This is a genomic window from Desulfobotulus sapovorans DSM 2055 (assembly GCF_059569355.1).
The window spans coordinates 620,774-643,212 of record NZ_JCANVJ010000001.1; the positions used below are offsets into that span (position 1 = coordinate 620,774).

At 56.3% G+C, this 22,439-nt stretch carries 15 protein-coding genes; 5 read left to right on the forward strand and 10 right to left on the reverse strand.

The window, feature by feature from the left end; translation table 11 throughout:
* Positions 1 to 8: 8 nt before the first annotated feature.
* Both BR04_RS02620 and BR04_RS02625 read right to left on the reverse strand, forming a co-directional pair.
* Complete coding sequence (locus BR04_RS02620) at positions 9 to 2,159, reverse strand: ATP-binding protein (protein ID WP_496354425.1); 2,151 nt, start codon at positions 2,157 to 2,159, stop codon at positions 9 to 11.
* Positions 2,160 to 2,412: 253 nt separating this feature from the next.
* The gene (locus BR04_RS02625) at positions 2,413 to 3,738 is read right to left on the reverse strand and encodes a M23 family metallopeptidase (RefSeq protein WP_496354426.1); all 1,326 of its coding nucleotides are present in this window, start codon (positions 3,736 to 3,738) and stop codon (positions 2,413 to 2,415) included.
* A gap of 489 nt (positions 3,739 to 4,227) precedes the next feature.
* Between BR04_RS02625 and BR04_RS02630 the strand changes: the two genes are divergently transcribed.
* The 3 genes from BR04_RS02630 (at position 4,228) to BR04_RS02640 (ending at position 9,486) form a co-directional block, all read left to right on the forward strand.
* On the forward strand, positions 4,228 to 5,133 hold the full coding sequence (locus BR04_RS02630; protein ID WP_496354427.1) for a FadR/GntR family transcriptional regulator: 906 nt from the start codon (positions 4,228 to 4,230) through the stop codon (positions 5,131 to 5,133).
* Positions 5,033 to 8,608 (forward strand): bifunctional proline dehydrogenase/L-glutamate gamma-semialdehyde dehydrogenase, encoded by a 3,576-nt coding sequence (locus BR04_RS02635; protein ID WP_496354447.1) that lies wholly within the window; start codon positions 5,033 to 5,035, stop codon positions 8,606 to 8,608. Before BR04_RS02630 ends, BR04_RS02635 begins: the two co-directional genes overlap by 101 nt.
* Before the next feature lie 347 nt (positions 8,609 to 8,955).
* The gene (locus BR04_RS02640; RefSeq protein ID WP_496354428.1) at positions 8,956 to 9,486 is read left to right on the forward strand and encodes a hypothetical protein; all 531 of its coding nucleotides are present in this window, start codon (positions 8,956 to 8,958) and stop codon (positions 9,484 to 9,486) included.
* A 73-nt stretch (positions 9,487 to 9,559) separates the two neighbouring features.
* Here the strand turns inward: BR04_RS02640 and BR04_RS02645 are convergent, their stop codons facing one another.
* Genes BR04_RS02645 through BR04_RS02655 form a run of 3 tightly spaced genes read right to left on the reverse strand, consistent with a single transcriptional unit; the run spans position 9,560 to position 11,681 of the window.
* A complete protein-coding gene (locus BR04_RS02645; RefSeq protein WP_496354429.1) occupies positions 9,560 to 10,396 on the reverse strand; it encodes a M55 family metallopeptidase in 837 nt (278 codons plus the stop codon).
* Complete coding sequence (locus tag BR04_RS02650) at positions 10,393 to 11,316, reverse strand: cation diffusion facilitator family transporter (protein WP_496354430.1); 924 nt, start codon at positions 11,314 to 11,316, stop codon at positions 10,393 to 10,395. Before BR04_RS02650 ends, BR04_RS02645 begins: the two co-directional genes overlap by 4 nt.
* A gap of 8 nt (positions 11,317 to 11,324) precedes the next feature.
* Positions 11,325 to 11,681 (reverse strand): translation initiation factor Sui1, encoded by a 357-nt coding sequence (locus tag BR04_RS02655; RefSeq protein ID WP_496354431.1) that lies wholly within the window; start codon positions 11,679 to 11,681, stop codon positions 11,325 to 11,327.
* A 106-nt stretch (positions 11,682 to 11,787) separates the two neighbouring features.
* Here BR04_RS02655 and BR04_RS02660 point away from each other — a divergent pair, with 106 nt between their 5' ends.
* Positions 11,788 to 12,480 (forward strand): GNAT family N-acetyltransferase, encoded by a 693-nt coding sequence (locus BR04_RS02660; protein ID WP_496354432.1) that lies wholly within the window; start codon positions 11,788 to 11,790, stop codon positions 12,478 to 12,480.
* On the forward strand, positions 12,477 to 13,232 hold the full coding sequence (locus BR04_RS02665; RefSeq protein ID WP_496354433.1) for a DNA alkylation repair protein: 756 nt from the start codon (positions 12,477 to 12,479) through the stop codon (positions 13,230 to 13,232). The genes BR04_RS02660 and BR04_RS02665 overlap by 4 nt, the downstream gene beginning before the upstream one ends.
* A 17-nt stretch (positions 13,233 to 13,249) precedes the next feature.
* Here the strand turns inward: BR04_RS02665 and BR04_RS02670 are convergent, their stop codons facing one another.
* From BR04_RS02670 to BR04_RS02690, 5 genes are read right to left on the reverse strand one after another with little or no spacing between them, the layout of a single operon-like run.
* Complete coding sequence (locus BR04_RS02670) at positions 13,250 to 15,256, reverse strand: preprotein translocase subunit SecA (RefSeq protein WP_496354434.1); 2,007 nt, start codon at positions 15,254 to 15,256, stop codon at positions 13,250 to 13,252.
* Between the two features lie 18 nt (positions 15,257 to 15,274).
* Positions 15,275 to 17,443, reverse strand: a complete 2,169-nt coding sequence (locus BR04_RS02675; RefSeq protein ID WP_496354435.1) for a hypothetical protein — start codon at positions 17,441 to 17,443, stop codon at positions 15,275 to 15,277.
* Between the two features lie 12 nt (positions 17,444 to 17,455).
* Complete coding sequence (locus tag BR04_RS02680; protein WP_496354436.1) at positions 17,456 to 19,285, reverse strand: efflux RND transporter periplasmic adaptor subunit; 1,830 nt, start codon at positions 19,283 to 19,285, stop codon at positions 17,456 to 17,458.
* Positions 19,285 to 20,127, reverse strand: coding sequence for an efflux RND transporter periplasmic adaptor subunit (locus BR04_RS02685; RefSeq protein ID WP_496354437.1), 843 nt, complete (start codon positions 20,125 to 20,127; stop codon positions 19,285 to 19,287). Before BR04_RS02685 ends, BR04_RS02680 begins: the two co-directional genes overlap by 1 nt.
* The gene (locus BR04_RS02690; RefSeq protein ID WP_496354438.1) at positions 20,111 to 22,261 is read right to left on the reverse strand and encodes an SH3 domain-containing protein; all 2,151 of its coding nucleotides are present in this window, start codon (positions 22,259 to 22,261) and stop codon (positions 20,111 to 20,113) included. The genes BR04_RS02685 and BR04_RS02690 overlap by 17 nt, the downstream gene beginning before the upstream one ends.
* Positions 22,262 to 22,439 lie beyond the last annotated feature (178 nt).

Below are 22,439 nucleotides of genomic sequence, written 5' to 3' on the forward strand. Positions count from 1 at the left end.
ATTTTTTTTCAGGGTGCATCCAGTGCTTCCCGGACTTTTTGGGAAAGTGCCTTGCGGCTGAAGGGTTTTTGTATGAAGTGTACACCCGGGTTCAGGACGCCATGCCTGTCAATGACATCCGCCGTATAGCCCGATGTGAACAGTTTTTTGATATCCGGATGGAGGGCTGTGACGGCATGGGCAAGATCCTTTCCGTTCATGCCGGGCATGATGACATCCGTTATGAGAAGATGCAGTTTTCCGGCATGGGTGTGTGCCAGGTGCAGGGCGGCTTCCGGAGAAGAGGCACCCAGCACGCCATACCCAAGGTTTTCCAGCATTCTCTTTGCCATTTGCAGGATGGCAGGTTCATCTTCTGCGACAAGAATGGTCTCATGGGCTTTTCCGGAGACCGTTTCCTGGGAATCCTGGGGAGCTTCCGGGAGGGGACTCTGGTGGCGTGGCAGATAAACGGTGAAGCGGGATCCCTGGCCCCTTATGCTTTCTGCATGAATATAGCCGCCATTTTGTTTGACAATACCATATACCGTCGCGAGTCCCAGTCCTGTTCCTTTTCCCAGGGCCTTGGTGGTAAAAAAGGGTTCAAACAGCCGGGACATCACCTCCGCGTCCATGCCATGTCCCGTATCTTCAACGGAAAAGACCAGATAGTCACCGGGAATGAAGCCCTTGTGATCCCGGGTGTACTCCGTGCCGTAGGAGCCCATTTGTGTCCGGATGCGGATTTCGCCTGTGCCTTCAATGGCATCCCGTGCATTGATGCAGAGATTGGCAAGGATCTGGTCAATCTGCCCCGGATCCAGCATAACGGGCCAGAGCGCCTCACCCGGCAGCCAGGACAGCAGGATGTCCTCTCCGATCAGTCTCTGAAGCATTTTGAGCATACCGCCTATGGTCTGATTGAGATCCAGTATCCTGGGCATGGCGGTCTGCTTGCGGGCAAAGGCGAGGAGCTGGCGGGTCAGATCTGCGGAGCGCTGGGCAGCCTGATGAATCTGCTGGAGATCCATGGCGATGGGATGGTCGGCTCCCAGGTCTTCCAGGGCCAGCTCCGCATGTCCGATGATGACGCTGAGCATATTGTTGAAGTCGTGGGCGACCCCACCCGCAAGACGTCCCACGGATTCCATTTTCTGGGCCTGCATGAGCTGGGCCTGCAATTTCTGCTGTGCTTCCTCCCCCTCCTTTCTCAGGCTGACATTGACCAGCATCTGGGCAAACAGGGTGAGAAGCTGTTGCTCTGTATCGGAATAGGTGTGCTGATACCGGACGGAGTCAAAGCCGATAAAACCGAGGCACGCTGCCTTGTGCATCATGGGAACGGTAAGCAGACTCCGGATATTCTGGGGTTCCAGTACATCCCGGACACCCCCGCAGGGCAGGGTGGAGACATCGGGGATATACACCCTTCTGCCTTCCGTGTGGGCCTCAATCCAGTCTTCCATGGCGGAAAAGGGAACCGCCTGGAGGTGGTCTATCTGGGCTGCGATGCCCTTCCTGCACCATTCATGGGTGTTGGTGCAGATCTGTTTTTGGAAATCATAGGTGAAGATATAGGCCCTGTCCGCATCCACGAAACAGGCCATGTCTTCCATGGATTGCTGGATAACGGTATCCATCTCTTCCAGGGGCAAATTGATGCAGCGGGAGGCGATTTCCATGAGAAGCTGTTGCAGGCGGGACTGATGGAACAGGGCTTTTTCCGTTTTTTTTTGGGCCGTGATGTCTGTGGTGAAGCCTTCAATGCAGAAGGTGTTGCCCGTTTCATCCTCCAGTATGCGGGCGTTCATACGCAGCCAGAGGGGTCTTCCATCCAGGGTCTTCGTCTCGTATTCAAAATTTTCCACTGCCCGTTTTTCCTGCAAAAGATGCAGAAAAGCCTGTCGTCCTTCACTGTGGAGATACTGCTCGGAGGCGAGAGCGGGGTAATGGGTCATGAGTTCCTGAACCGATGGAAACCCCAGAATGCTTGCCATGGACGCATTGGCAAAGAGAAGCTTTCCGCTGGAGCTGGTACGGAAAATGCCGATGGGGGCTTTTTCAAAAAGCTCCCTGTAGATTTTTTCACTTTTTTTAAGTTTTTTCAGCATATTCTGGAGTTCGGATTTTTCCTGATGGGAATCCGGAGAATTCCGAGAGCGAGGGTTTTCAGAAGGCATGGTTTTTTCCTTCTTTACGGATTCGTTTTAAAAGATATCAGGATATTTTTTTTGAGGATCTGTATGGGAACAGGTACTTTTGCGGAGCAGGCAGAGACCGGCAAGGAACGAGTATATGTACCGTATCAGGCGTGAAATCGCAATAATATTTATGGAATAGATGGATTTGACAGGATTTTTGGGGCGTTTGTTTTAGGGGGTGTCATACCGATGCCAGTCAGGCCAGTTGCCTGGGCGATACGGCGTTCTGGTGTCAGAGGGCACCCTTTTTGCGTTCTTCAGGTTTTTCTTTTTGAGATCCGGAAGTTTTCGCATAGCGGATATCCAGCCGGGGCTGGAGGCTGGCCACAAGGGCGGCAAATTCCTGCCTGCGATCTTCATGCAGAGGGTTGGCCTTGGGCGCTTCAATGCCGGTGGGATCCACGGGCTGACCATCCTTTCGCATGCGGAAACAGACATGGGGGCCTGTGGCAAAACCGGACTGGCCCACATAGCCGATCACCTCTCCCTGCTTGACTTTTCTGCCGGTCCGCATCCCCCGTGCGAATCCGGACATATGGAGGTAAGCCGTTTCATAGCCATTGCCATGCTGGATACGGATATACCGGCCAGAGCTGGCATTTTTGGCAGCAAGAACCAGGGTGCCATCCCCTGCGGCATAGATGGGGGTGCCGACGGGAGCGGCATAGTCCACACCATAGTGGGGCAGATACTTTTTGAGGACGGGATGGTAGCGCCGCAGGGAAAAGCCCGATGTGATGCGTGCAAAGGCGACGGGACTTTTGAGGAACATACGGTTCAGGTTTTCGCCCGATGCCGTGTAATAATCGGCACTGCCATCGCTGTTTTCAAATCGGTAGGCATCAAAGCATTTGCCCTGAACATGGAATTCTGCGGCGAGAATATTGCCGTATCCCTGAAAGGCACCGTGGTGAAAACGCTTTTCTACCAGAACGGAAAAGGTGTCTCCCTGGCGCAGATCCCGCAGAAAGTCAATTTCCCAGCCAAAGATATTTCCCAGTTTTACAGCAAGAACCATGTCTTCCGGGGTTTTCATGGCTTCGGAAAGGCTGCTGCGGATGCTGCCGTGCAGATGGGCGATTTCAATATCATGGCGGATGGCATGGATATTTGCCTGAAATCCTTCTTCATCCGCATCAATACGGAGAACGCGGGTAGCGTCCACGGTGTATTCGAAGCTGGAGAAGGTGCCGTTTTCGGTGATGACCTGGTAATCCCGTCCTGTGCGCAGTTTTCTGAGGTCAAAGACGGGCTTGCAGGTACGGGACAGTTCATGGATCTGGGCCGGTGTCAGCCAGGGACTGAGGATACGGCTTGCCGTGTCGCCGGGACGGATTGTATGGGTATGGATTTCTTCTTCGGGCAGAGGGGGCAGAGGGCTTACCAGATGCTCGCTGAATTCGGGGTCTGTGGCTTCAAGCTTTTCTTCATTCCCGGAACTGGCAGGGGGGGGATTCTGGTTTTTCAGGATGCTGGAGTCCGCATTGGATGAGAGACCGGAATGGAGCAGAAAAAGGCCAGTGAGGAGAAGGCTGATGGGAATGATAAATTTTTTCATTATGTTATATTTAATTTTTCTTTTCTGTCGTTTTGAGATAAAAAACTTTCGCATTTTTAAATCGCGATGAAAAACAGTGCTGAAAAAGCTCTCTAACATGGGGAGAGGGGACTGTCAAAGTTCTTTCGGCGCTCTTTTTTGTTTCGGGAAAGATTTCTTTGAATGATGCGGTTCTCTTGTGAAAAAAAAAATCTGATTTCTATCCTGACTCAGCCATGCCGTTTCAGGAGTTCCTTTGCTTTCATGCCCTTCCCCTGAAAGGAGAGAATGCGCGTGCATGTTACCCATACAGCATTGACCCCGTCCTTCCCACGCCTTAAACATGGGAGGGACAGATGAAGCAAGGGGGGTATCCGATTGAAAAAGAACCTCTGGTGAGCTGTTTTGAAAATCCGGGATTGACGAGGGTCACCCAGGATCTGTATAAAGGTCTAACCATTACATCTTTTCCGGACATGGAAAAGGGCAAGGGGATGCAGGTAGGGAACAATGTTTGAAAAAGCCAAGCAGAACAGGATGTTTCAGGATGTGGTGGATCAGATTCAGGATGCCATTCTGGAAGGCCGCATGGGCCAGGGCGACAAGCTGCCGCCGGAACGGGAGCTGAAGGAAACCTTCCAGGTCAGCCGGGGAACCCTGAGGGAAGCCCTGAGGGTGCTGGAGCAAAAGGGGCTGATTGAAATCCGCCTTGGTGTGGGCGGCGGGGCCTTTGTCCGGGAAGTGGCCACGGGGCCTGTAACCGAAGGCTTAGGGCTTCTTCTCCGCAGGCACCGGGTATCCGCACGGGAGCTTGCGGAATTCAGAAAGGATCTGGAAGGCGGTATCGCGGCCCTCGCGGCAAGACGGGTCTGCGAAGAGGATCTTGCCCTTTTGCGGGAGTTTCTGCGGGATATGGCCGAAGCGCTGGAAGATCCCTTTGACTGGGAGGCCGTGATCGCTGCGGACAACCGGGTGCACCTAAGCCTTGGAGAGATGGCGGGCAATGCGGTGTACCGCACCATTCAGGCCACCATCCATGCCAATATCCATCCCTATTTTGACCGCTATGTTCCCAGGGACAAGGCCACCCTGGAGGGCAATTATCAGGATCTCTGCCGGGTGGTGGAGGCCGTGGCCTCAAGAAACGAGACAGGGGCCAGTGAGGCCATGCAGGCCCATCTGGCGCGGTATGACCTTTATATTGAAGAGGCCGGTGAAGGGGGGCAGGAAACCCCCTCCGCCGGATCCATGCAAAGTACGGGAGAAAAATATGGAAAAAAAACAAGGGGATCTGGTCATTCACCGGGCCGCAGCCCTGGCCGCACGGTGGCAAAACCGCGCAAACAGCCTCCTGACGGCGGAAGAGCGGCGCATCCAGAACCAGATGGCAGCCCTTCTGAACCGTCCGGAAGATAAGGTCATTCTGACCAAGCTCATTGACCGGAGTTTCCGGTCTTCGGACTGCGCCCGGGTGGCGGATCAGGTGGCGCGCATTCTCGATACGGACGGCATTCCCCGTTTCTTCAGCCTTCCGGAAAAGATGCTGGCCCTGCTCTTCACCCTGGCGGGCCGCCATGTGCCGGGCGTGTCCGTCCCGAAGCTGGTGGATGCCATCCGCAAACAGAGCGGGCGGGCCATTGTGCCCGGAGAAGCCGGGGCCTTCCGCAGCCATCTGGCGCGGCGCAGGGCGGAAGGGGTCCGCATGAACATCAACCACCTGGGCGAGGCCGTTCTGGGCGAGGCCGAATGTCAGGAGCGGCTCAAGACCTATGTGGAAGACTTAAAAGATCCGGATATTGAGTACATTTCCGTCAAGATTTCCACCATCTATTCCCAGATCAATTCCCTGGCCTTTGAGGAGACCGTGGCCGTTCTGGTGGAAAGGCTTTCCCTTCTTTACCGTACCGCCGCCACTCACTTCTACCGTCATCCGGACGGACGGCGCAGCACCAAGTTCGTGAACCTCGATATGGAGGAATACCGGGATCTTTCCATCACGGCGGCGGCTTTCTGCCGTACCCTGGAGCAGGAGGCCTTTTTCCATCTGGAGGCGGGCATTGTACTTCAGGCCTATCTGCCCGATGCCTGGCCCATGCAGAACCAGCTTACGGACTGGGCGAAAAAGCGGGTGGAAGCAGGTGGGGCGGCCATCAAGATCCGCATTGTCAAAGGGGCCAACATGGAAATGGAACAGGTGGATGCCGCTCTCCACAACTGGCCCCTTGCGCCCTATGACAACAAGCTTTCCGTGGATGCCAACTACAAGCGCATGGTGGACTACGGCATGAGGCCTGAAAACATGCAGGCCGTCCGGCTTGGCATCGCCTCCCACAACCTTTTTGAACTGGCCTATGCCTGGGAGCGGGCCAGCGCCAACGGGGTAACGGACTTCATCGGGTTTGAGATGCTTGAAGGCATGGCCGACCATGTACGCCGGGCCATCCAGGAGATGACGGGCGGAGTGCTGTACTACGCCCCTGTGGCGGGAAAAGAACAGTTTATCAATGCCATTGCCTACCTGATCCGCAGGCTGGATGAAAATACGGGGCCGGAAAACTTCCTGCGCTATGCCTGCAGGCTTTCCACAGCCTCAGAGGAATGGAAATTCCTCGAAGGCCAGTACCTTGCCTCCTGCCGGGAAAAAGAAGCACCTGCGGTTCTCACCCACCGCAGCCAGAACCGCAATACCGAGGATGCAGGCCTTCCGAAGGGAACTTTCCACGAGAAGCGTTTTGTTAACGAGGCGGATACGGATTTTTCCCTGGAAGCCAACCGCAGGTGGGCCGAGGCCGTTCGGGAAAAATGGGAGGTGCGGGAAGGAAAAGAGGCGCTGCGCATTCCCCTTGTCATTGGCGGTGAGGAAATTCTTGAAGGCAGAAGCCTTGAAAAGCAGGAAGATCCTTCCAGCGCTCAGGCCAGCGCTCAGGGAGACCGTCGGCGTGTGGCCGCCCTTTTTGCCCTGGGCACAACGGAGGATGTGGAAAAGGCCGTGCGGATTGCGAAGGCGGATCCCGACGGCTGGCGCAGCCTTTCCTTTGGGGAGCGTCATGAAAAACTCTCCCGTGTGGCCGCCGAACTCCGGGCCTTAAGGGGAGATCTCATGGGGGCTGCGGCCGCCAACACGGGAAAACTCTTTTCCGAGGCCGATCCTGAGATCAGTGAAGCCATTGATTTTGCCGAATATTATCCCTGGTCTGCGGAAGCCTTCACCCGTCTGCCCGGTGTCGCGGTGCGGGGCAAGGGGGTCGGCGTTGTGGTTTCTCCCTGGAACTTTCCCGTGGCCATTCCCTGTGGCGGGCTTGTGGCTTCCCTTGCCGCAGGCAACACGGTGATTTTCAAACCCGCCAGCGATGCCGTGCTTTCTGCATGGATACTCTGTCAGGCCTTCTGGAAGGCGGGGATTTCCCGCAATACCCTCCAGTTTCTTCCCGGTTCCGGATCAAAGGTGGGCGCAGGTCTTGTCACCCATCCGGATGTGGATTTTGTGATCCTGACGGGGGGCACGGAAACGGGGCTGCGGATTTTAAAGGACAGGCCCGGCCTTTTCCTCTGTGCGGAAACGGGCGGGAAGAACGGCACCATCGTTTCTTCCATGAGCGATCGGGATGCGGCCATCTCCAATGTCATCCATTCGGCTTTCAGCAATACGGGGCAGAAGTGTTCCGCCACCTCCCTGCTCATTCTCGAAAAGGATGTGTACGAGGATGAAAAATTCCGCCAGCAGCTCGTGGATGCGGCCAGAAGCTGGCATGTGGGCAGTCCCTGGGATTTTCGTTCCAAAATGGGGCCTCTGGTGCGGCCCCCTTCCGGAGATCTTCTCCGTGCCCTGACCACCCTGGAGCCTGGGGAGGAATGGATTCTTCAGCCAAAACAGGTGGGTGACAACCCCTATCTCTGGACGCCCGGCATCAAATACGGCACGCAGGAGGGAAGTTATTCCCACATGACGGAATTTTTCGGGCCCGTTCTCTGCGTCATGCGGGCGGAGAATCTGGAGCATGCCATTTCCATCGTGAACGCCACGGGCTATGGCCTTACCTCTGCCCTGGAAAGCCTGGATGTGCGGGAGCAGAAGCGCTGGAAGGAGACCCTTCGGGCGGGCAATCTCTACATCAACCGGGGCAGCACCGGTGCCATTGTTCTGCGGCAGCCCTTTGGCGGCATGGGAAAATCGGCTTTGGGCTGCGGCATCAAGGCGGGGGGGCCTAACTATGTGAGCCAGTTCATGACCTTTGAGGAAAAGGGCTGGCCTGCTGCCGGGCCTCTGGCTTCGGATCATGCCGTCCTCCGTCTGGCCCAGGATCTGGAGTCCAGGGCCAGATGGGGCCTTTTCGGGGAGGATCAGGAGGATATCCTGCGCTTTGCCCGTGCCGTGGAAAGCTATCTCTTTTGGTGGCAGGAGGAATTTTCAAAGGAAAAAGACGCTTTCCGCCTGAGGGGGCAGGACAACCTTGTGCGCTACAGGCCCGTGGGCCGGGTGCTGATCCGTATCCATGAAAAAGACAGCCTCTTTGAGGTGCTGGCCCGCATTGCCGCCTGCCGGATTACGGGCGCATCCTTTGAGCTCAGCATGGATCCTTCCTGCCGGAACCGGGCGTGGGATTTTCTGGCGGGCCACTGGGGCAAGGAGCTTCTGGGAGAGGGGCGTGTCAGCCTGGAGACGGACAAGGCCCTCATGGCCCGCATGGGTTGCGTGGACCGCATCCGCTATGCCGGGGAAGAGCGGGTGCCGTCTGCCCTGCTGGAAAAGGCTGCGGAAACGGGATTCTATGTGGCGCGGACTCCGGTTTTCATGGAAGGCCGCATAGAGCTTCTGCAATATCTGAAAGAACAGAGCATCTGCCACAATTATCACCGCTACGGTAACCTGGGGGAGCGGGGGCTTTTGTAGGGCGTTCAGGCTTTAAAGAGGGGGCTGGCATTTTGGGTCAGGCCCCTTCGAAAAGAGCGGATAAGCGATGATCCCGGCACTGGCGTATGGAAACGATAAAAAACCATAGCGGAAGCAAAGGGATACTCCGTGAAAGAGTTTCCAGGTGAACGCTTGAGAGCCTGACTGTAGAATTGGATCGGGAAAAAAAGATGGTTGTATGTATTTTCATGCGTTATCGTATGAGTCCGTTTTCCCCCTGTCCCGCCTGCATGACAGGCAGGCCGGACAGGATGGGGTCAGGGCGGGTTAACGGGAATTTTAAGCCCGTGCTCAGGATGAACCGGTAACTGGAAAGGGAAAGTACAATGGGCCATATTGTGGAAGAAGTTCCGGGATTGTATCAGATTATCGCTTTGAAAGCCTTCAGGCAGACCCCAGGGGTACGTTTTGATATTCTTCCCCATGAGGCCATGCCCGATATCCATTCCATGGACAGGGTATTGCATCAGGGAGGGGCCGTATCGCCGGGGCCTGTCGGAGACGTGGACAGACCCTGGTACATGCACCCCCATCAGGCGGACAATCTCATGGTTTTTTTTGGTGAGAGAACGGTGGATATTTATTCCGTTGCCCATGGCAGGGTGGAGACCTTTGTGGTAACGCCGGACAGAATTCTTAAAAATGGTCAGGTTCTGTATGAAGGTGGCGCCATGCTGGTCTGGCCTGTGAACGTGTTTCACAGAATCCGCAGCGGGGAAAAGGGCTCCGCTTCCCTGAACCTCGCCGTGCATTACGAGGGTTTTGATATCCGTACAAACTTCAATATCTATGACCTGAATACGGAAACCGGGGCATTCCGGGTGATCCGGGAAGGGTTCAGGGATCAGAGTCTCTGATATCGGATCAGGATGAGCAGGTTTTTTTTTGTGGGGGGGCTTTCGGTGAGAAGGCCCCCTGCTTTTTGGAGTGTCAGGGAAAATTCAGAAGATTCTGCCAGAATCCCATCCAGCGGTATCCATGGAGAATGGAGGGAATCATGGTGGCCGGGATCCCCCTGAAGACACTTTGCCGCAAAAGGGTTCCCAGTACGGCCTGGGCTGAAGGAAAATAGCCCTTGCGCACCTTGCCCCGGATGCTGCTTTCCAGCAGCCAGGGGCCTTTTTTATACAGGGGGAAAGTACGGCTTCCTTTGCCCGCTTTTCTGGCATTGTCCCGGATACGGCGGTGGATGTTGGCCATTTCCTTTGCAGGGACAGCCCGTTTGGGAATTTCGACAGAGAGAAGCCAGGGCAGGTTGGCAAGAATCCGCCTGCATGCCGCATGATCCGCCGTGACCATGGCAACGGGAATATCGGCTTCCGCCAGAACCGCAGCCATGATTTCCACCTCGGTCACAGCTTTTTCATCCAGACGAACCCAGTCGATATCCCGGTGGAAGATATGGGGGCTGAAGGCATCGATCTGATCCGGCGCACCGTGCCAGCCGATCATGAGGGCAACATCCGCTTCGGGAAGTTCGCCGAGCAGGGGAATGGGGTACCAGCGATGGCCCTGGGAAAGGTGGATGTGGTCTTCGGGGAGAAGATGGGGCAGGAGATTGAAGCCTGTTCCGTGCATGTCCCGGATGTGGATGGTATCCACCCCCCCATCCTTGAGTCCTGCAATGGCTGCACTGACATCGGCCGTGATGAGGTGGCGGGCTTCCTTCCATTCCGGACTCAGGGGTTTACACTGACATTTTTCAAAGACGCCGGTGATGCCCTCAATGTCCGCAAGGATCAGGGCGGTTTTCGGGGAAGGGGTCATGGAGGATCTCCTTTCGGGTTGAGGGGATGGTGGGGAGGGATCAGGGGATCTGGGGGTTCAATGTGGATGACCACGTCTTCCATATTGCTGTTGCAGTGCATCAGCATCTGGCGGACGTCTTCTGCGATTTTATGGGCTTCCCGTACCGTGAGATCCCCGTCCAGTACAAGATGGATATCCGCAAAAATCCGTGTTCCGAGGTAACGGGTCCGGATGTGGTGGGCATCCAGTACGGCGGGATGGGCGCAGGCCTGACCAGCGATACGGCGGCAGGTTTCCGGGGATGCGCCCGTGGCCATGAGTTCCTGAAGGTTGGGCCAGAGGATGCGGGTCGCGGCCTGGGCGATGAAAACCGATACCACAAGAGCGCCGATACTGTCCAGAAACAGCAGATTCGGGAATAAAATGGCCGCGGAGACCGCAAGAAAGGCGGGTATGGAGCTTAAGGCGTCAAGGCGGTGATGCCAGGCATTGGCCATTACCGCAGGACTTGCAAGGTGACGGCCCAGCCTCTGGGTCCAGCGGTAGAGCGCTTCCTTGACAAAGATGGAAAGGGCTGCGGCGTAGGCGGCCAGGGGCAGGGGCTGACAGCGCTGACCGGCCAGAAGGTTTCTGGCCGCTTCCACACCGATACCGATGCCCGCCACCAGCAGCAGGCCTCCGATGAAAAGGGTGACCAGGGTTTCCATGCGCTGGTGTCCATAGGGGTGATCCGCGTCCGGAGGCCTTGTCCAGATGGCTGCCCCGGCAATGACGGCAAGGTCTGTGACCGCATCCGTTGCGGAATGGACGGCATCGGCCATGAGGGCCTCACTGTTGCCCCACCAGCCAGCCCCGTATTTTACGCCTACCAGGATGAGGTTGATGACAAGCCCGACAAGGGTGATGCGACGGATGCGCTTGAAGGCGTCTTCGGACATGGGCTTTGCTATCCTCCCGCCTTTTTGGCCTTGTAGCCTTTTTCGAGCAGCCAGCTCAGAAGGATGTCTCTGTGATCCCCCTGAATTTCGATGAGTCCCTCCTTCACCGTTCCCCCGCTGCCGCAGCGCTGTTTCATTTCCTTTGCAAGGGAAGGAAGAAGGGCATCCGGAACGCCACTGACCAGGGTGACCCCTTTGCCCTTGCGTCCCTTGGTTTCCCGGCTGACACGGAGGATACCGTCTCCTGCGGGACGGCTTTGCTGTTGTTTGCAGATGCAGTTTTTTTCCGGCCTTTCACAGGCTGGACAAAGACGCCCATATTCAGAAGAATAGACGGCCTGATGATTGTTTTTCCGGTCTTTCATGGATACGGCTTTCCTGTCCGGGGATGGTTTCAGAGGGGAAGCGTGGAACAACGGAAAACAGCATAGCCCATATCAGCATGGATTTCCATGCAGGAGAAGAAGGAAAATGGCTGCCCTTGTTTTGTTGCAGAGAGAAGATGGTGTCTGGCTGCCTTCGGAGGATTCCGGAAGCCTTAAAGAGGATGGGGCTTTCTGGCGTATTTATCAGGCCTCCTTTCCCATTGAGGAGAGGGAGCCTGAGGAGGTGATTCTGGCTACGGCAGAAGATCCCCTTGGCCTTGCGCTGACATTCCGCAGGCCCTGGCTTCCGGGGCGAAAACCGGAAACCGTCGGGTTCTGCACCCTTCAGGTGCTCCCTTCCATCGCTGCGGCCTTTATCGTGTATCTGGCCCTGGATGCGGGGGTTCGGGGGCAGGGGCTGGGTTCCAGCCTGCTGGCGGCGGTTACGGATGCAGGGGTTTTTGCCGCAGCCGGTCTTCCCAGGCCCGTGTGCAGGGTTTTGGAAGTGGAGCATCCGGATCTTGCAGAAACGGAAGAAAACCGGATTGTCCGGGAAAAGCGGCTGCGTTTTTTTGAGAAATCCGGATTGACGCCTTTGTATGACGGGTATCTGCAACCGGCGTTGTCTCCGGATACGCATATCCTGCCCATGCGGCTCCTGACGGACGGGAAAACTTCGCTTTCTTCTGAGGCCGTGGTTGCTGCCCTGTACAGGGAAAAATACCAGAGAGTGAACGGTCTGAACCCCGGAATGCTGGAGGCTCTGTACCGTCAGAGTTTTGGAAAGGAACTGCCATGAAGGAAATGGAAAGGGAGGAAGGGCTGTGGCCCCATGCAGACGCGGTGATCTCCGGTTTGTGCGGACTTCAGGATGAGACCTATGCCCGAAGCCTCCTCCGTTTTTTTAAAACCGAGCCCGGAAGCTACGGATACGGGGATTGTTTTCTCGGTATCCGGGTGCCTCAACTGCGCAGGCATCTGGGTTTCTGCAAAAATCTCCCGGAGGAGGAGATCCCGAAGCTTCTGGCCTCGGACTGGCATGAGGTGCGCATGTTTGCTCTTCTGCTCTGGGTGCAGCGTTACAGGAGAGGGGATGAAGCCCGGCGGGAGGGTATTTTTTCCGCCTATCTTGCCCACACGGAGCGGATCAACAACTGGGATCTTGTGGATGTTTCCGCAGCGGCCATTGTGGGAACCCACCTGCTGACCCGTGACAGGGGAGACTTGTACCGGCTGGCGGCCTCGGATCTTCTCTGGGATCGCCGCATTGCCATGGTTTCTACCCTGGCCTTCATCCGAAAAGGGGAATTTGAGGAGATCCTGCACCTTGCGGATCTGGCCGCGGGCGACAAAGAACCCCTCATGCACAAGGCCGCAGGCTGGATGCTGCGGGAAGTGGGAAAACAGAATCCCTTTGTTCTTCGGGCCTTTCTGGCTCCCCGCTGCCGGAGCCTGCCCAGGGTGCTTCTCCGTTACAGCCTGGAACATTTCCCGGAAGAAGAACGCAGGGCCTACCTTGCTGGAAAACCGTCGTCTGGCGGGGGGGCATGACAACAGGCGGAGACCCCTTATCTCTTCAGGAGCAGGTCTGCGGCAAGATCCTCCTCCCCGGCAAAGGAAAGCTGCTCATTTAAGAGTTTTTCCCTTTTCATGATCTGTTTGCGCATGAACCAGGCCTGCCACTGGGCCTGCTGCTGGGCCAGGGGCAGCAGCAGACGGATGCAGGCCCCCCTGAAGATGGGAATATCGGCCAGCCAGTACAGGGGCTTCAGCCAGAAGGGCAGATGACGGCGCAGCAGGTCATCGTCCAGGGCAACGAAGGGCTGGGCGCATCCCGGGGCACCCTGTCGGCCCGCACGGCCAAAGAGCTGCCAGTCCACCCGTGCGGACTCGTGGGGTTCCAGCATGAGAACCTGCAAGCCTCCCTTCCGGGCCATATCCGCGAGGACATGGATGTCCGTTCCCCGGCCCGCCATATTGGTTGCCACCGTGATTCTTCCCGCCTGTCCTGCCATGGCGATGATTTCCGCTTCTTTCAGATGTTCCTTGGCATTGAGCACATCGCAGTGAAGCCCCTGATCCCGGAGGCATTCCGCAAGGATTTCACTGTCGGATATGCGGCGTGTCCCCAGCAGCACGGGGAGCTTGCTGTCATGCAGCCTGCGGGTCTCTTCCAGCACTGCGGCAAGCTTTGCGCTACGTCCCGGAAAGTGGCGATAGGGCTTTACCCGAAGGCGTGAAGGCAGTCGGTGGGGAATGCGGAGGGTGAGCAGGCCATAGGTGCGCCAGAGTTCCCGTTCGATGCCCTGAAGGGTACCGCTGGCTCCGGCAAGGCGGTGATAATGGCAGAAAAATCTTTGGAAGCTCATGCGGGCCAGGGTCTGGGAAGGGTGGGTGATCTCCACCCCCTCTCTGGCTTCAATGGCCTGGTGCAGTCCGTAACTCCAGGAGCGTCCGGGCATCATGCGGCCGGTATTCTCGTCGATGATCACCACCTTGTCCTCATCAATGACGTAATGCCGATCCCGCTGAAAAACGTCCCTTGCCATGATGGCCTGGGCCAGAAGATCGTGGCAGCGTTCCCGAACCCGCCAGAGGGGGGGAAGCTTAGGGGTCAGAGCAGCCAGCTTTTTTTCTCCCTCTTCCGTAAAGCGGACGTCCCGCGTGTGTTCCGGATCGAGATAATCCCTGCCCTTTTCCAGGGCATCCACCAGGGAGCGGGCAATGGTCACCGCATCCGTGAGCATGGGGTTTTTTTCCGGTGCGGAAATGATCAGTGGCGTGGTGGCTTCGTCAATTAAAACGCTGTCCGCCTCATCCACAAGGGCGGTATACAGCCCCCGCATCACCGGGGTTCGTTTTGCCAGGCCCTTTTGTCTGAGGAGCCACAACTGTCGCCTCAGGGGATCATTGGCCCCCAGCAGAATCAGCTGATCCCTGAGATAATCCGCCAGCACCTGCTTGCCCGTGGCATAGACAATGGCGCTGCCGTATTGTCTTGTCAGTTCAGCCGGATCCATTTCCGGCAGGAGAAAACCCGCAGAAAGGCCGCAGAACTGGTACATGGGAGACATCTGTTCCGCATCCCTCCGGGCCAGATAGTCGTTTGCCGTCATGATGTGTACGGGGTGTCCGCTCCATCCGTAGAGTACGGCAGCCATGGCGATACTCAGGGTTTTTCCCTCTCCCGGAGCCATCTGAACGATGAAGCCATCGTACATGGCAAGGGCAGCCTGCATCTGTACGGGATAGGGAGTCATGGAGAGGCTGCGTTCCAGGGCGATGGCGATGAGAGCCAGGGCTTCCTCCCGTACATGGCGGAGGTCTTTTGTCTGGCCCTGGGCGATATGACCGTTGCAGCGGAAAAGTCCCTGACACTGGCGCAGCTTCAGTTCCAGATCCGCATCCGGAAGGCTGCGAAGTTCCTGGAAACGGACAAGGGCTGCATGAACCTCAAGCTTCTGGCGTCGTTGCCAGACGCTTCCGAGATGCAGGGTCTGACGGTGAAGCCCTGCCCACCCCTTGTACATGGGGATTTCAGGGTTTTTGGGCGGATACCAGGGTGCTTCCGGCATGGTCTGTCACCTGCGGGGTCAAAGGGTGTAACGCTTCTGGAGTTCCTGCTGTACCCTGCGTTTGATTTGCCAGAAAAGGGGCTCGGGTTTCAGCGGGATGCGCAGTTTTCCGGAAAGACCGTGGAGCAGCCGGATGGATGCGGCGGACTCCGGATCCGATGGCGGGAGAACGGCGGCCTTGAATTCGTAAAACCCTTCCGCAGCCATCTCTTCTCCCTTCTGATCCTGACGGATGGCGATGTCCCCCCCTCCGGCCCAGCCCAGTACGGGGGAAGCCAGTTTCTGGCGATAGTAGGGAATAAGGCTGAATTCAAGGAGTTGCAGGGAATGATGGGCCTGTCCCCTGAGCCGGACATGGCTGGTTCCGGGAGATTCCTGGAAAAGGATGCTGGCCTGATGCTGCTGAACAACGGCGGTAAAGTGATAGCTGCGGGTATCAATGATCTGGCCTAAGGTTTCTCCGCGTGTAAACCAGGTTCCCAGCCGCTCGTGAAGGGGGGCTTCCATGATCCAGTAGCCAGGGTGGGGTGCACGGATGCTGAGCAGGAGCTGGCGGCGTCTGAGTTCTTCCATATGGTTGATCAGAACTTCCAGGCGGCGCTGCAGGGGGGCAAGATCCGCAGGGGATTTGTGGGCGGCCTGCCTCAGGCTGATGCGGGTTTCTGCGATCTGTCCCTGGGCGATACGCATCTGGTACAGCAGTTCCTGGTTGTGAAAAACGGCAAGGAGATCGCCCTTTTCCACCCAGGTTCCGTTTTTGGGGAACAGTGCCTCCAGCTCCCCTTCGCTACTGACATGCAGGGTGGAGACCTGTTCTGCTTCCAGGACACCGGGTGCTTTCAGGGAATGGGGAAGGGGAAGAAACAGAATGAAGCCTGAGAGGCTGACGGCGATACAGAGGGTGACGAGGATGGCCCTTTTACGGTTGCGGTAAAGTCCGGGGGAAATGAGGTGGCTGCAGAGCTTTTTTATGGGTACGAGGAGCCAGATGTACACGGACACCAGGGCAAAAACGACTCCCAGCATGAACCACTGGCTGCTGATATAGAGCAGGATGCCCATCATGATGATGAAACGGTAGAAAAAACTCAAAAAACCGTAGAGGGTCATCCACCACCAGTCATGGGAATCCTGTGCAGGGCTTTCACTGAGCTGGGTTCCCAGAAGGTATTTATCGGCAAAATGAAGCCACTGCTGGTTGGCTTTCTGGTAGAGGTTGGGGATATCGACAAGATCGCTGAGGATATAGTAGGCATCAAAACGCAGGAGGGGGTTGCCATTGAAAAGCAGGCTGGAAACGGAGCCGATGAGCATGACATTGAAGGCGAGGCTGTTGAGAAGCCCCGTCCCTGTGTACCGCCAGATCAGGGCAGCCAGGGCGGCAAGAAAGACTTCTGCGATCATGCCCGCAGCACCGGTTAAAGCCCGTTTTTTTCTTTCCCTGAAGCCCCATGTGGCTGTGGCATCGACATAGGGGAGGGGCATGAACACAAGAAACATCAGTCCGAGGCTGTGAACCTCACCTCCAAAGCGTTTGCACATGAAGGCGTGGCTGAATTCGTGGGCGATTTTGAGAAAAATCATGCAGAGGTAGAGCCAGGGAAGGTTGCCCATGGAGAGAAACCCCTGGGTCTGATCCCTGAGGGCATCCAGAGACTGGAAAACCGCCGTGGCACCGGTCAGCACGATGATGAGCCAGAGAAATCCCATGAAGGGAGAAGTGAGCAGGCGGATGAGGGGTTTCTGGGTGTTCAGCCAGTCATCGGGATCCCACAGGGGGATACGGATATAGAGAAAGGAGAGGAGTTTTCCCCGGAACTCTTTCTGCTTCTGGCTGCGGTAGCGTTTGAAGATGGAGGCACTGTCCGGATGGCTGCGGAAGTAGAGCATGTTGGCCTGATGCAGCTGGGCGAGAAGCTGTACCACATCTTCCTGTCCCGGTGTGCTGTCCGGATGGGCATTCAGACATTCCTCCCAGGCCTCATGAACGGTCCGATCCGGACGCAGGCGGGCGATGAAGGCATAGGCTGCGGGGCTGATACGGTAGAAACGCTGGCTGTAGGTATCCTTGAGCACATACCAGGGTTCATTGCGGAAATCCTGCTTGTGTACCTCCACCGTGGGCAGCAGGCCGACTTTTGCCCCGGAAATTCTGTGCCAGCTTTCACTGAACGTGGATCCTGTCATGCCTGCATCCCCTCACCACCAGAATTTCAGATGCAGGGCATCCAGGGTGCGGCGTCCCAGAATCCAGTAGATGGGCTTGTCTCCCACATCAATGCGGGTGACCCCGCTCATTCCCGGCCGCCACCAGTCTGCCGCATTTTCCAGAAGGCGGGCCTTTGCCACAAAATGGTTGCCCGCCGTTCCCTTGACCTTTGCCTGGGGAATGATGGCTTCGATGGTAAAGGCAAAAGCTTTGTCCGGCTGGCTGACAAGGGCCATTTCTCCCGTACTGCCCGCATGAACCAGGTGGATGTCATTTTCAGGGATATGGAGTTCCACATACAGGCCTTCAATGCGGGCCAGTCTGAAAAGGCCCTGACCCAGAGTCACGGGCGCACCGAGAAGCTCCATTTTTTCCCCTTCCACCACCACACCGGAAAAGGGAGCCCGGATTTCCGCTTTGTCCAGCCGGTATAAAACCCGTTCCAGACGGGCCTGGGCCTGACTGAGCATGGCCCGTGAAATTTCAACGTCCGCTGCATTGTAGGCGGCACGGGCCTTGTCCGCTTCGGACTGGTAACGCCGGATTTCGGAGCGGATTTCAGATTCCTGGAGCAGCAGTTCCTCACGTCCCAGGAGGGCCATGGGCGTTTCTTCGCGGATTTCATCTCCCGCATTGACGTAGACATGATCCAGATACCCCTCAAAGGGAGCACTGATGACCCGCACACTGTCCGTGACCAGGTGTCCCGTTGCATTGACCCTGTAGGGCCAGGTGCCCAGCAGGATATAGGCGGTCAGAAGGGAGACGCCGAGGGCCAGCAGTTTCTGGAGAAGATGGTGGGGGCCGAGAAAATCTTCCAGGGTTTTACGGCTTCTGTGCCAGAGGCGGGCACCGAACCAGCGGTCATTCGCATAGCGTTCCCCAAGCCAGGGCAGGAGAAGGCCTGCGGCAATGGAGAGGGCCTGAAGCTGCTGAGGATTCAGGTTTTCCTGACCGGATACGGCCAGAAGCAGGACGGCAAGGGGTTTTTCCGTCCCCGGACGTATGGGGAGGGTATACACCTGACGGTAGCCCAGGGCCTGACAGAGTTTTTCATGGGCGAGGGTGATGATGCCCGTATGGTTTTCGGCATCCGCCGGGTAGTCAATGGCCGTCTCCTGATCTGCCGCTTCCTCAAGGGCGGCTTCAAGAAGCCGGACATTGTCACTGTAGTTTTCAAAACGATCCAGATGGCTGATGGCCTTGCAGCGTACATACACGCCTTCCGTCCAGCCCAGGGTCACCTGGGCGGCATGGGTATCGGCCACAAGATGATTGACCAGGGTGAGGGCTGCTGCGCCGAAATGCTTTTCCTGCATGACACGCACGATCATTTCGAGCATCTCCGGCAGGAAGTGGTCGCCGGAATCCTGTGCTGCAGGGGAGGGGGACTGGCTGCTGAGGGGAAGATCGGAGAGAAGCTGGGCCCGCAGAACCAGCTCATTGAAATGACTTCTTTCCCGATCAGGGATATCGAGGAGCAGCAGGATCGGGAAGGAGGGGTGCTGTATACGGATACAGGCAAAAAGATGCCCCCTGCCCAGGGTATCCCGCAGAGGCTCCATGGCAAAACCCCGGGCCTGGGTGCGTTCTGCCATCTCCCGGATGCGTTCCGGCCAGCTGGTTTGCAGCCACAGGTCTTCCGGCTCTTCGTTGAGCAGGAACCAGCCCCTGTTTTCCTCTGAAAAGGCCAGCAGGAGGGCGGATGTGGCCCGGGTGAGCAGGGCAAAGGCATCGGCCATGCGTTGCCAGTACTCCCGGGTATGCTGGGTTTCATGGCGCAGGGCATGCAATGACTGGATAAGGTTCTGGGCGTCCACTAGAAGTCCGTTGCAGGGGGATGGAGGATACCTTTGATGCCTGGCCGTATGCCAAGATCGCTGTTGGAAATTTCGATCTTCACTTCCACAAGACCGCTGCCGCGATCCGCTATGGGGGCAATATAGCGGATATGGCCTTGAAAGGGCTGGTCAAAGTCATCAAGATGGACAGGGATGCGTTGCCCGGATTGCAGGGTACGGGCAAAACGTTCCGGGACGTTGATCCGCAATACGCAGATGGAGGCATCAATCATTTGCAAGACGGGTTCACCGGGCTGGGCCCATTCACCTTCCTCAATTTCCAGTTGTGTGATCACCCCGCTGATGGGGGCTGTGATGCGCCGCATGGATTTTTCTTTTTCGCTGATCTGGTATTCCAGCTTTTCCCTTTGTTTCTGGATGATGAGGTTGTCCAGGGTTCCACGGGCTGTGGCCAGTTCCATTTCAAGTTTCATGAGATCGTCCCGGCTGATGGAACGGCTCTGTTCAAAGAGAATTTTAGCGTCGCCCACGAGGATATCCAGAATGCGGATATTTTCCCGGATCACACGGAGATCCGTTTCATTTTCAAAGATAAGCCGACGTCTTTCCGCTTCCAGATGTTGCAGGGTATCTTCAAGCTGAAGCAGGAGATCGCCTTTCTGAACCGTATCGCCGGGTTGAAAGGGCAGGTGGGAGACAATACCGCCAATCCCAACGCTGAGGTTAAGCTCATGCAGGGGTTCCAGAACCCCCATGTAGTCTTCGGTCAGAGCCTGGGCTGCGAATCCCGGAAAAAGCAGTATCAGCAGCAGTCCTGCGGCATGATAAAAGCCGCAGCCCCTTTTACATATCCATCTCAATACCATACTCCTGAAGTAAAGATCCATCGGCCATTTTCAGTGCTGTTTTGGCCATTTCGAGGCGTACAAGGCCTTCAATGTAGCGCTGTCTGGCTTCAATCAGGTCATCTTCACGCTGGATGAGCTGAAAGAGGCGCACTTTTCCAAGATGATACTGTTCCAGATCCCCATGCAGCAGCATGTCCCTGAGCTGAACGGTTTTCTCGAGTTTATACACTTCCTGATAGGCCTGCCAGAGCTGATCGGTACGACTTTGCAGAGCCGTTGCCAGACCGTTGGCAATGTTGCGGATCTCCACATCGGCCTGGGCGATGCGGGTCTGTTCCACGGCAATCTTGGCATTGGATTTGCTCTGTCCGATGGGCATTTCCACATTCAGCCCCACATACCAGCCGGAATATTCGTTTTCAAAGGTTCGTGTGGCGGCATCATCCAGGCTGCGATCCAGGGTGTTCTGGCTGTAGCCCAGGAGCATATCCAGCTGGGGGAGTTTCTGATTCCGGGCGAAATCCCGTTTTTCCATCCCCGCTTCCCGTCGCAGCAGGGCAATACGGTAGGCTGGCCATGTCTGTATGGCCCGTTCATAGCGTTCCGCAACAGAGATGGCCATCTGAGCATCCTGGTCGGCATACAGGGGGGTATCCTCTTCGCCCGGTATGAAGGAAAGTGCGCTGTACTGTGTTCCGGAGAGATCCAGGAGGGTTTTGATGGCGGCATCGGTTTCAGAAAGCCCCTGACGGGCACGGATCAGGTCGGCTTCCCGGGATGCAAGGGCAATGGAGGCCTCCAGAGCCTCGGTGGCGGGAAGACGCCCCCGTTCCACACGCTGCTCAATATCCCGGAGCAGTTCAGCGGATTTTTCCATGGCATCTTTGCGGATCGTGAGGAGCTGCCAGGCCCGGTAATGCATCCAGAAGGCCCGCGTGGCCTCTCCTGCAAGTTTCTGTAACTGATCTTTATACTGTTCAAGACTGATTTTGTAGTCAATTTCTGCGGTGCGTTTTTCAATTTCCGTGGCTTGTTTTCCCCGTCCTTTGAGAAGGGGCTGCTTGAGGGAAAGGGTGAGTTTGCCCGTATATTCCGAATCCTCCTTTTTTCCTGTGGAGAATTCAATGAGATCACTGCTCAAGCCCTTCAGATTGTATCCCAGGGACAGCTCTCCCCCTCCGGGAATTTTGCTGCGTACGCCCAGTTCGGCACTTTCTGTTTTTTCCCGGTTTTCATTGAGGGTGGGATAATAGATGGTTTCTTCTGCGCTGCGTTTTCTTAAGTTATCTTCGTACATGAGGTTGCCGAAGAGAAAGGGCTGGTAGATCACGGAGTCGGCAGCAAATTGCTGCGCTGCGGCCTGCCCCTGTAATTTTGCGTAAAGAGCTTCAGCATTGGTTTTTACCGCAAGCTGGGCGAGGTCTCTGGGAAAGAGGGTATGGCTTCCCTGCAAGGGAAGGGATGGCAGGACGGCTTCCACAGGGGACTCTGGTTCTGCATCTTCCACAACGATGACTTCTTCAGAGGCTTCCTGGGCTGCATCTTCCACAACGATGCCTTCTTCAGAGGCTTCCTGTGCAGCATCTTCCACAACGACGGCCTCTTCAGAGGCTTCCTGGGCTGCATCTTCCGCAGCGATGACTTCTTCAGAGGCTTCCTGGGCTGCATCTTCCACAACGATGGCTTCTTCCACAGTCATGGATTCTGTATCTGTTTCTACCGTATCGACATCTTCATCCTGAGCGGATAATCTTTTGATATAAACAGGTCTGTCCCTCAGATACCCTTCACGGTTTCCGAATGTAACCTTCACCCATCCATCCACCTCGTCCAGAACCTGCACCTTGTCCCCTCTGGACAGGATCATGACAACAGGAGCATTTTGTCCCGGCGCACTGCGTACATTTAAACGGCCTGCCTCCACGCTTGCGGAATTGCTGACGGGCATGGTTTCTTCGCGGGATTCCGTCGCATCAGCTTCTACGTCTACGATCCTCGTTTCTTCAACGGATCCTGTTGCGTTGGTATCAAGGACAAGATCTTGGGGAAGAAGAAGGGATTCGTCTGCCCATGGATGGGGTGAAAAGCTGAGGGCTGTAAGTGCCGAAAGGCAGAAGGCCAGGGAAGTTTTCTGGAAAAATTTCATCTGAAGGCTCCCTTTGCGTGGGGTTACTGAAAGCCATGTGGAATCAGTTTGGATGCATATTTGTGTTAAGGGGATTCTGGAATATCCGGAGCAAGAATCTGACACCGAGTGGCAAGCCCTGTGAAATCTATTCCGGCTTTAGCTTCTAATATTTTTTTAAGATAAAAAATCCATGAAA

Coding starts and splice junctions, on each gene's coding strand:
- BR04_RS02620 (WP_496354425.1), bottom strand. CDS start 2,159: ATGCCTTCTGAAAACCCTCGCTCTCGGAATTCTCCGGATTCCCATCAG.
- BR04_RS02625 (WP_496354426.1), bottom strand. CDS start 3,738: ATGAAAAAATTTATCATTCCCATCAGCCTTCTCCTCACTGGCCTTTTT.
- BR04_RS02630 (WP_496354427.1), top strand. CDS start 4,228: ATGTTTGAAAAAGCCAAGCAGAACAGGATGTTTCAGGATGTGGTGGAT.
- BR04_RS02640 (WP_496354428.1), top strand. CDS start 8,956: ATGGGCCATATTGTGGAAGAAGTTCCGGGATTGTATCAGATTATCGCT.
- BR04_RS02645 (WP_496354429.1), bottom strand. CDS start 10,396: ATGACCCCTTCCCCGAAAACCGCCCTGATCCTTGCGGACATTGAGGGC.
- BR04_RS02650 (WP_496354430.1), bottom strand. CDS start 11,316: ATGTCCGAAGACGCCTTCAAGCGCATCCGTCGCATCACCCTTGTCGGG.
- BR04_RS02655 (WP_496354431.1), bottom strand. CDS start 11,681: ATGAAAGACCGGAAAAACAATCATCAGGCCGTCTATTCTTCTGAATAT.
- BR04_RS02660 (WP_496354432.1), top strand. CDS start 11,788: ATGGCTGCCCTTGTTTTGTTGCAGAGAGAAGATGGTGTCTGGCTGCCT.
- BR04_RS02665 (WP_496354433.1), top strand. CDS start 12,477: ATGAAGGAAATGGAAAGGGAGGAAGGGCTGTGGCCCCATGCAGACGCG.
- BR04_RS02670 (WP_496354434.1), bottom strand. CDS start 15,256: ATGCCGGAAGCACCCTGGTATCCGCCCAAAAACCCTGAAATCCCCATG.
- BR04_RS02675 (WP_496354435.1), bottom strand. CDS start 17,443: ATGACAGGATCCACGTTCAGTGAAAGCTGGCACAGAATTTCCGGGGCA.
- BR04_RS02690 (WP_496354438.1), bottom strand. CDS start 22,261: ATGAAATTTTTCCAGAAAACTTCCCTGGCCTTCTGCCTTTCGGCACTT.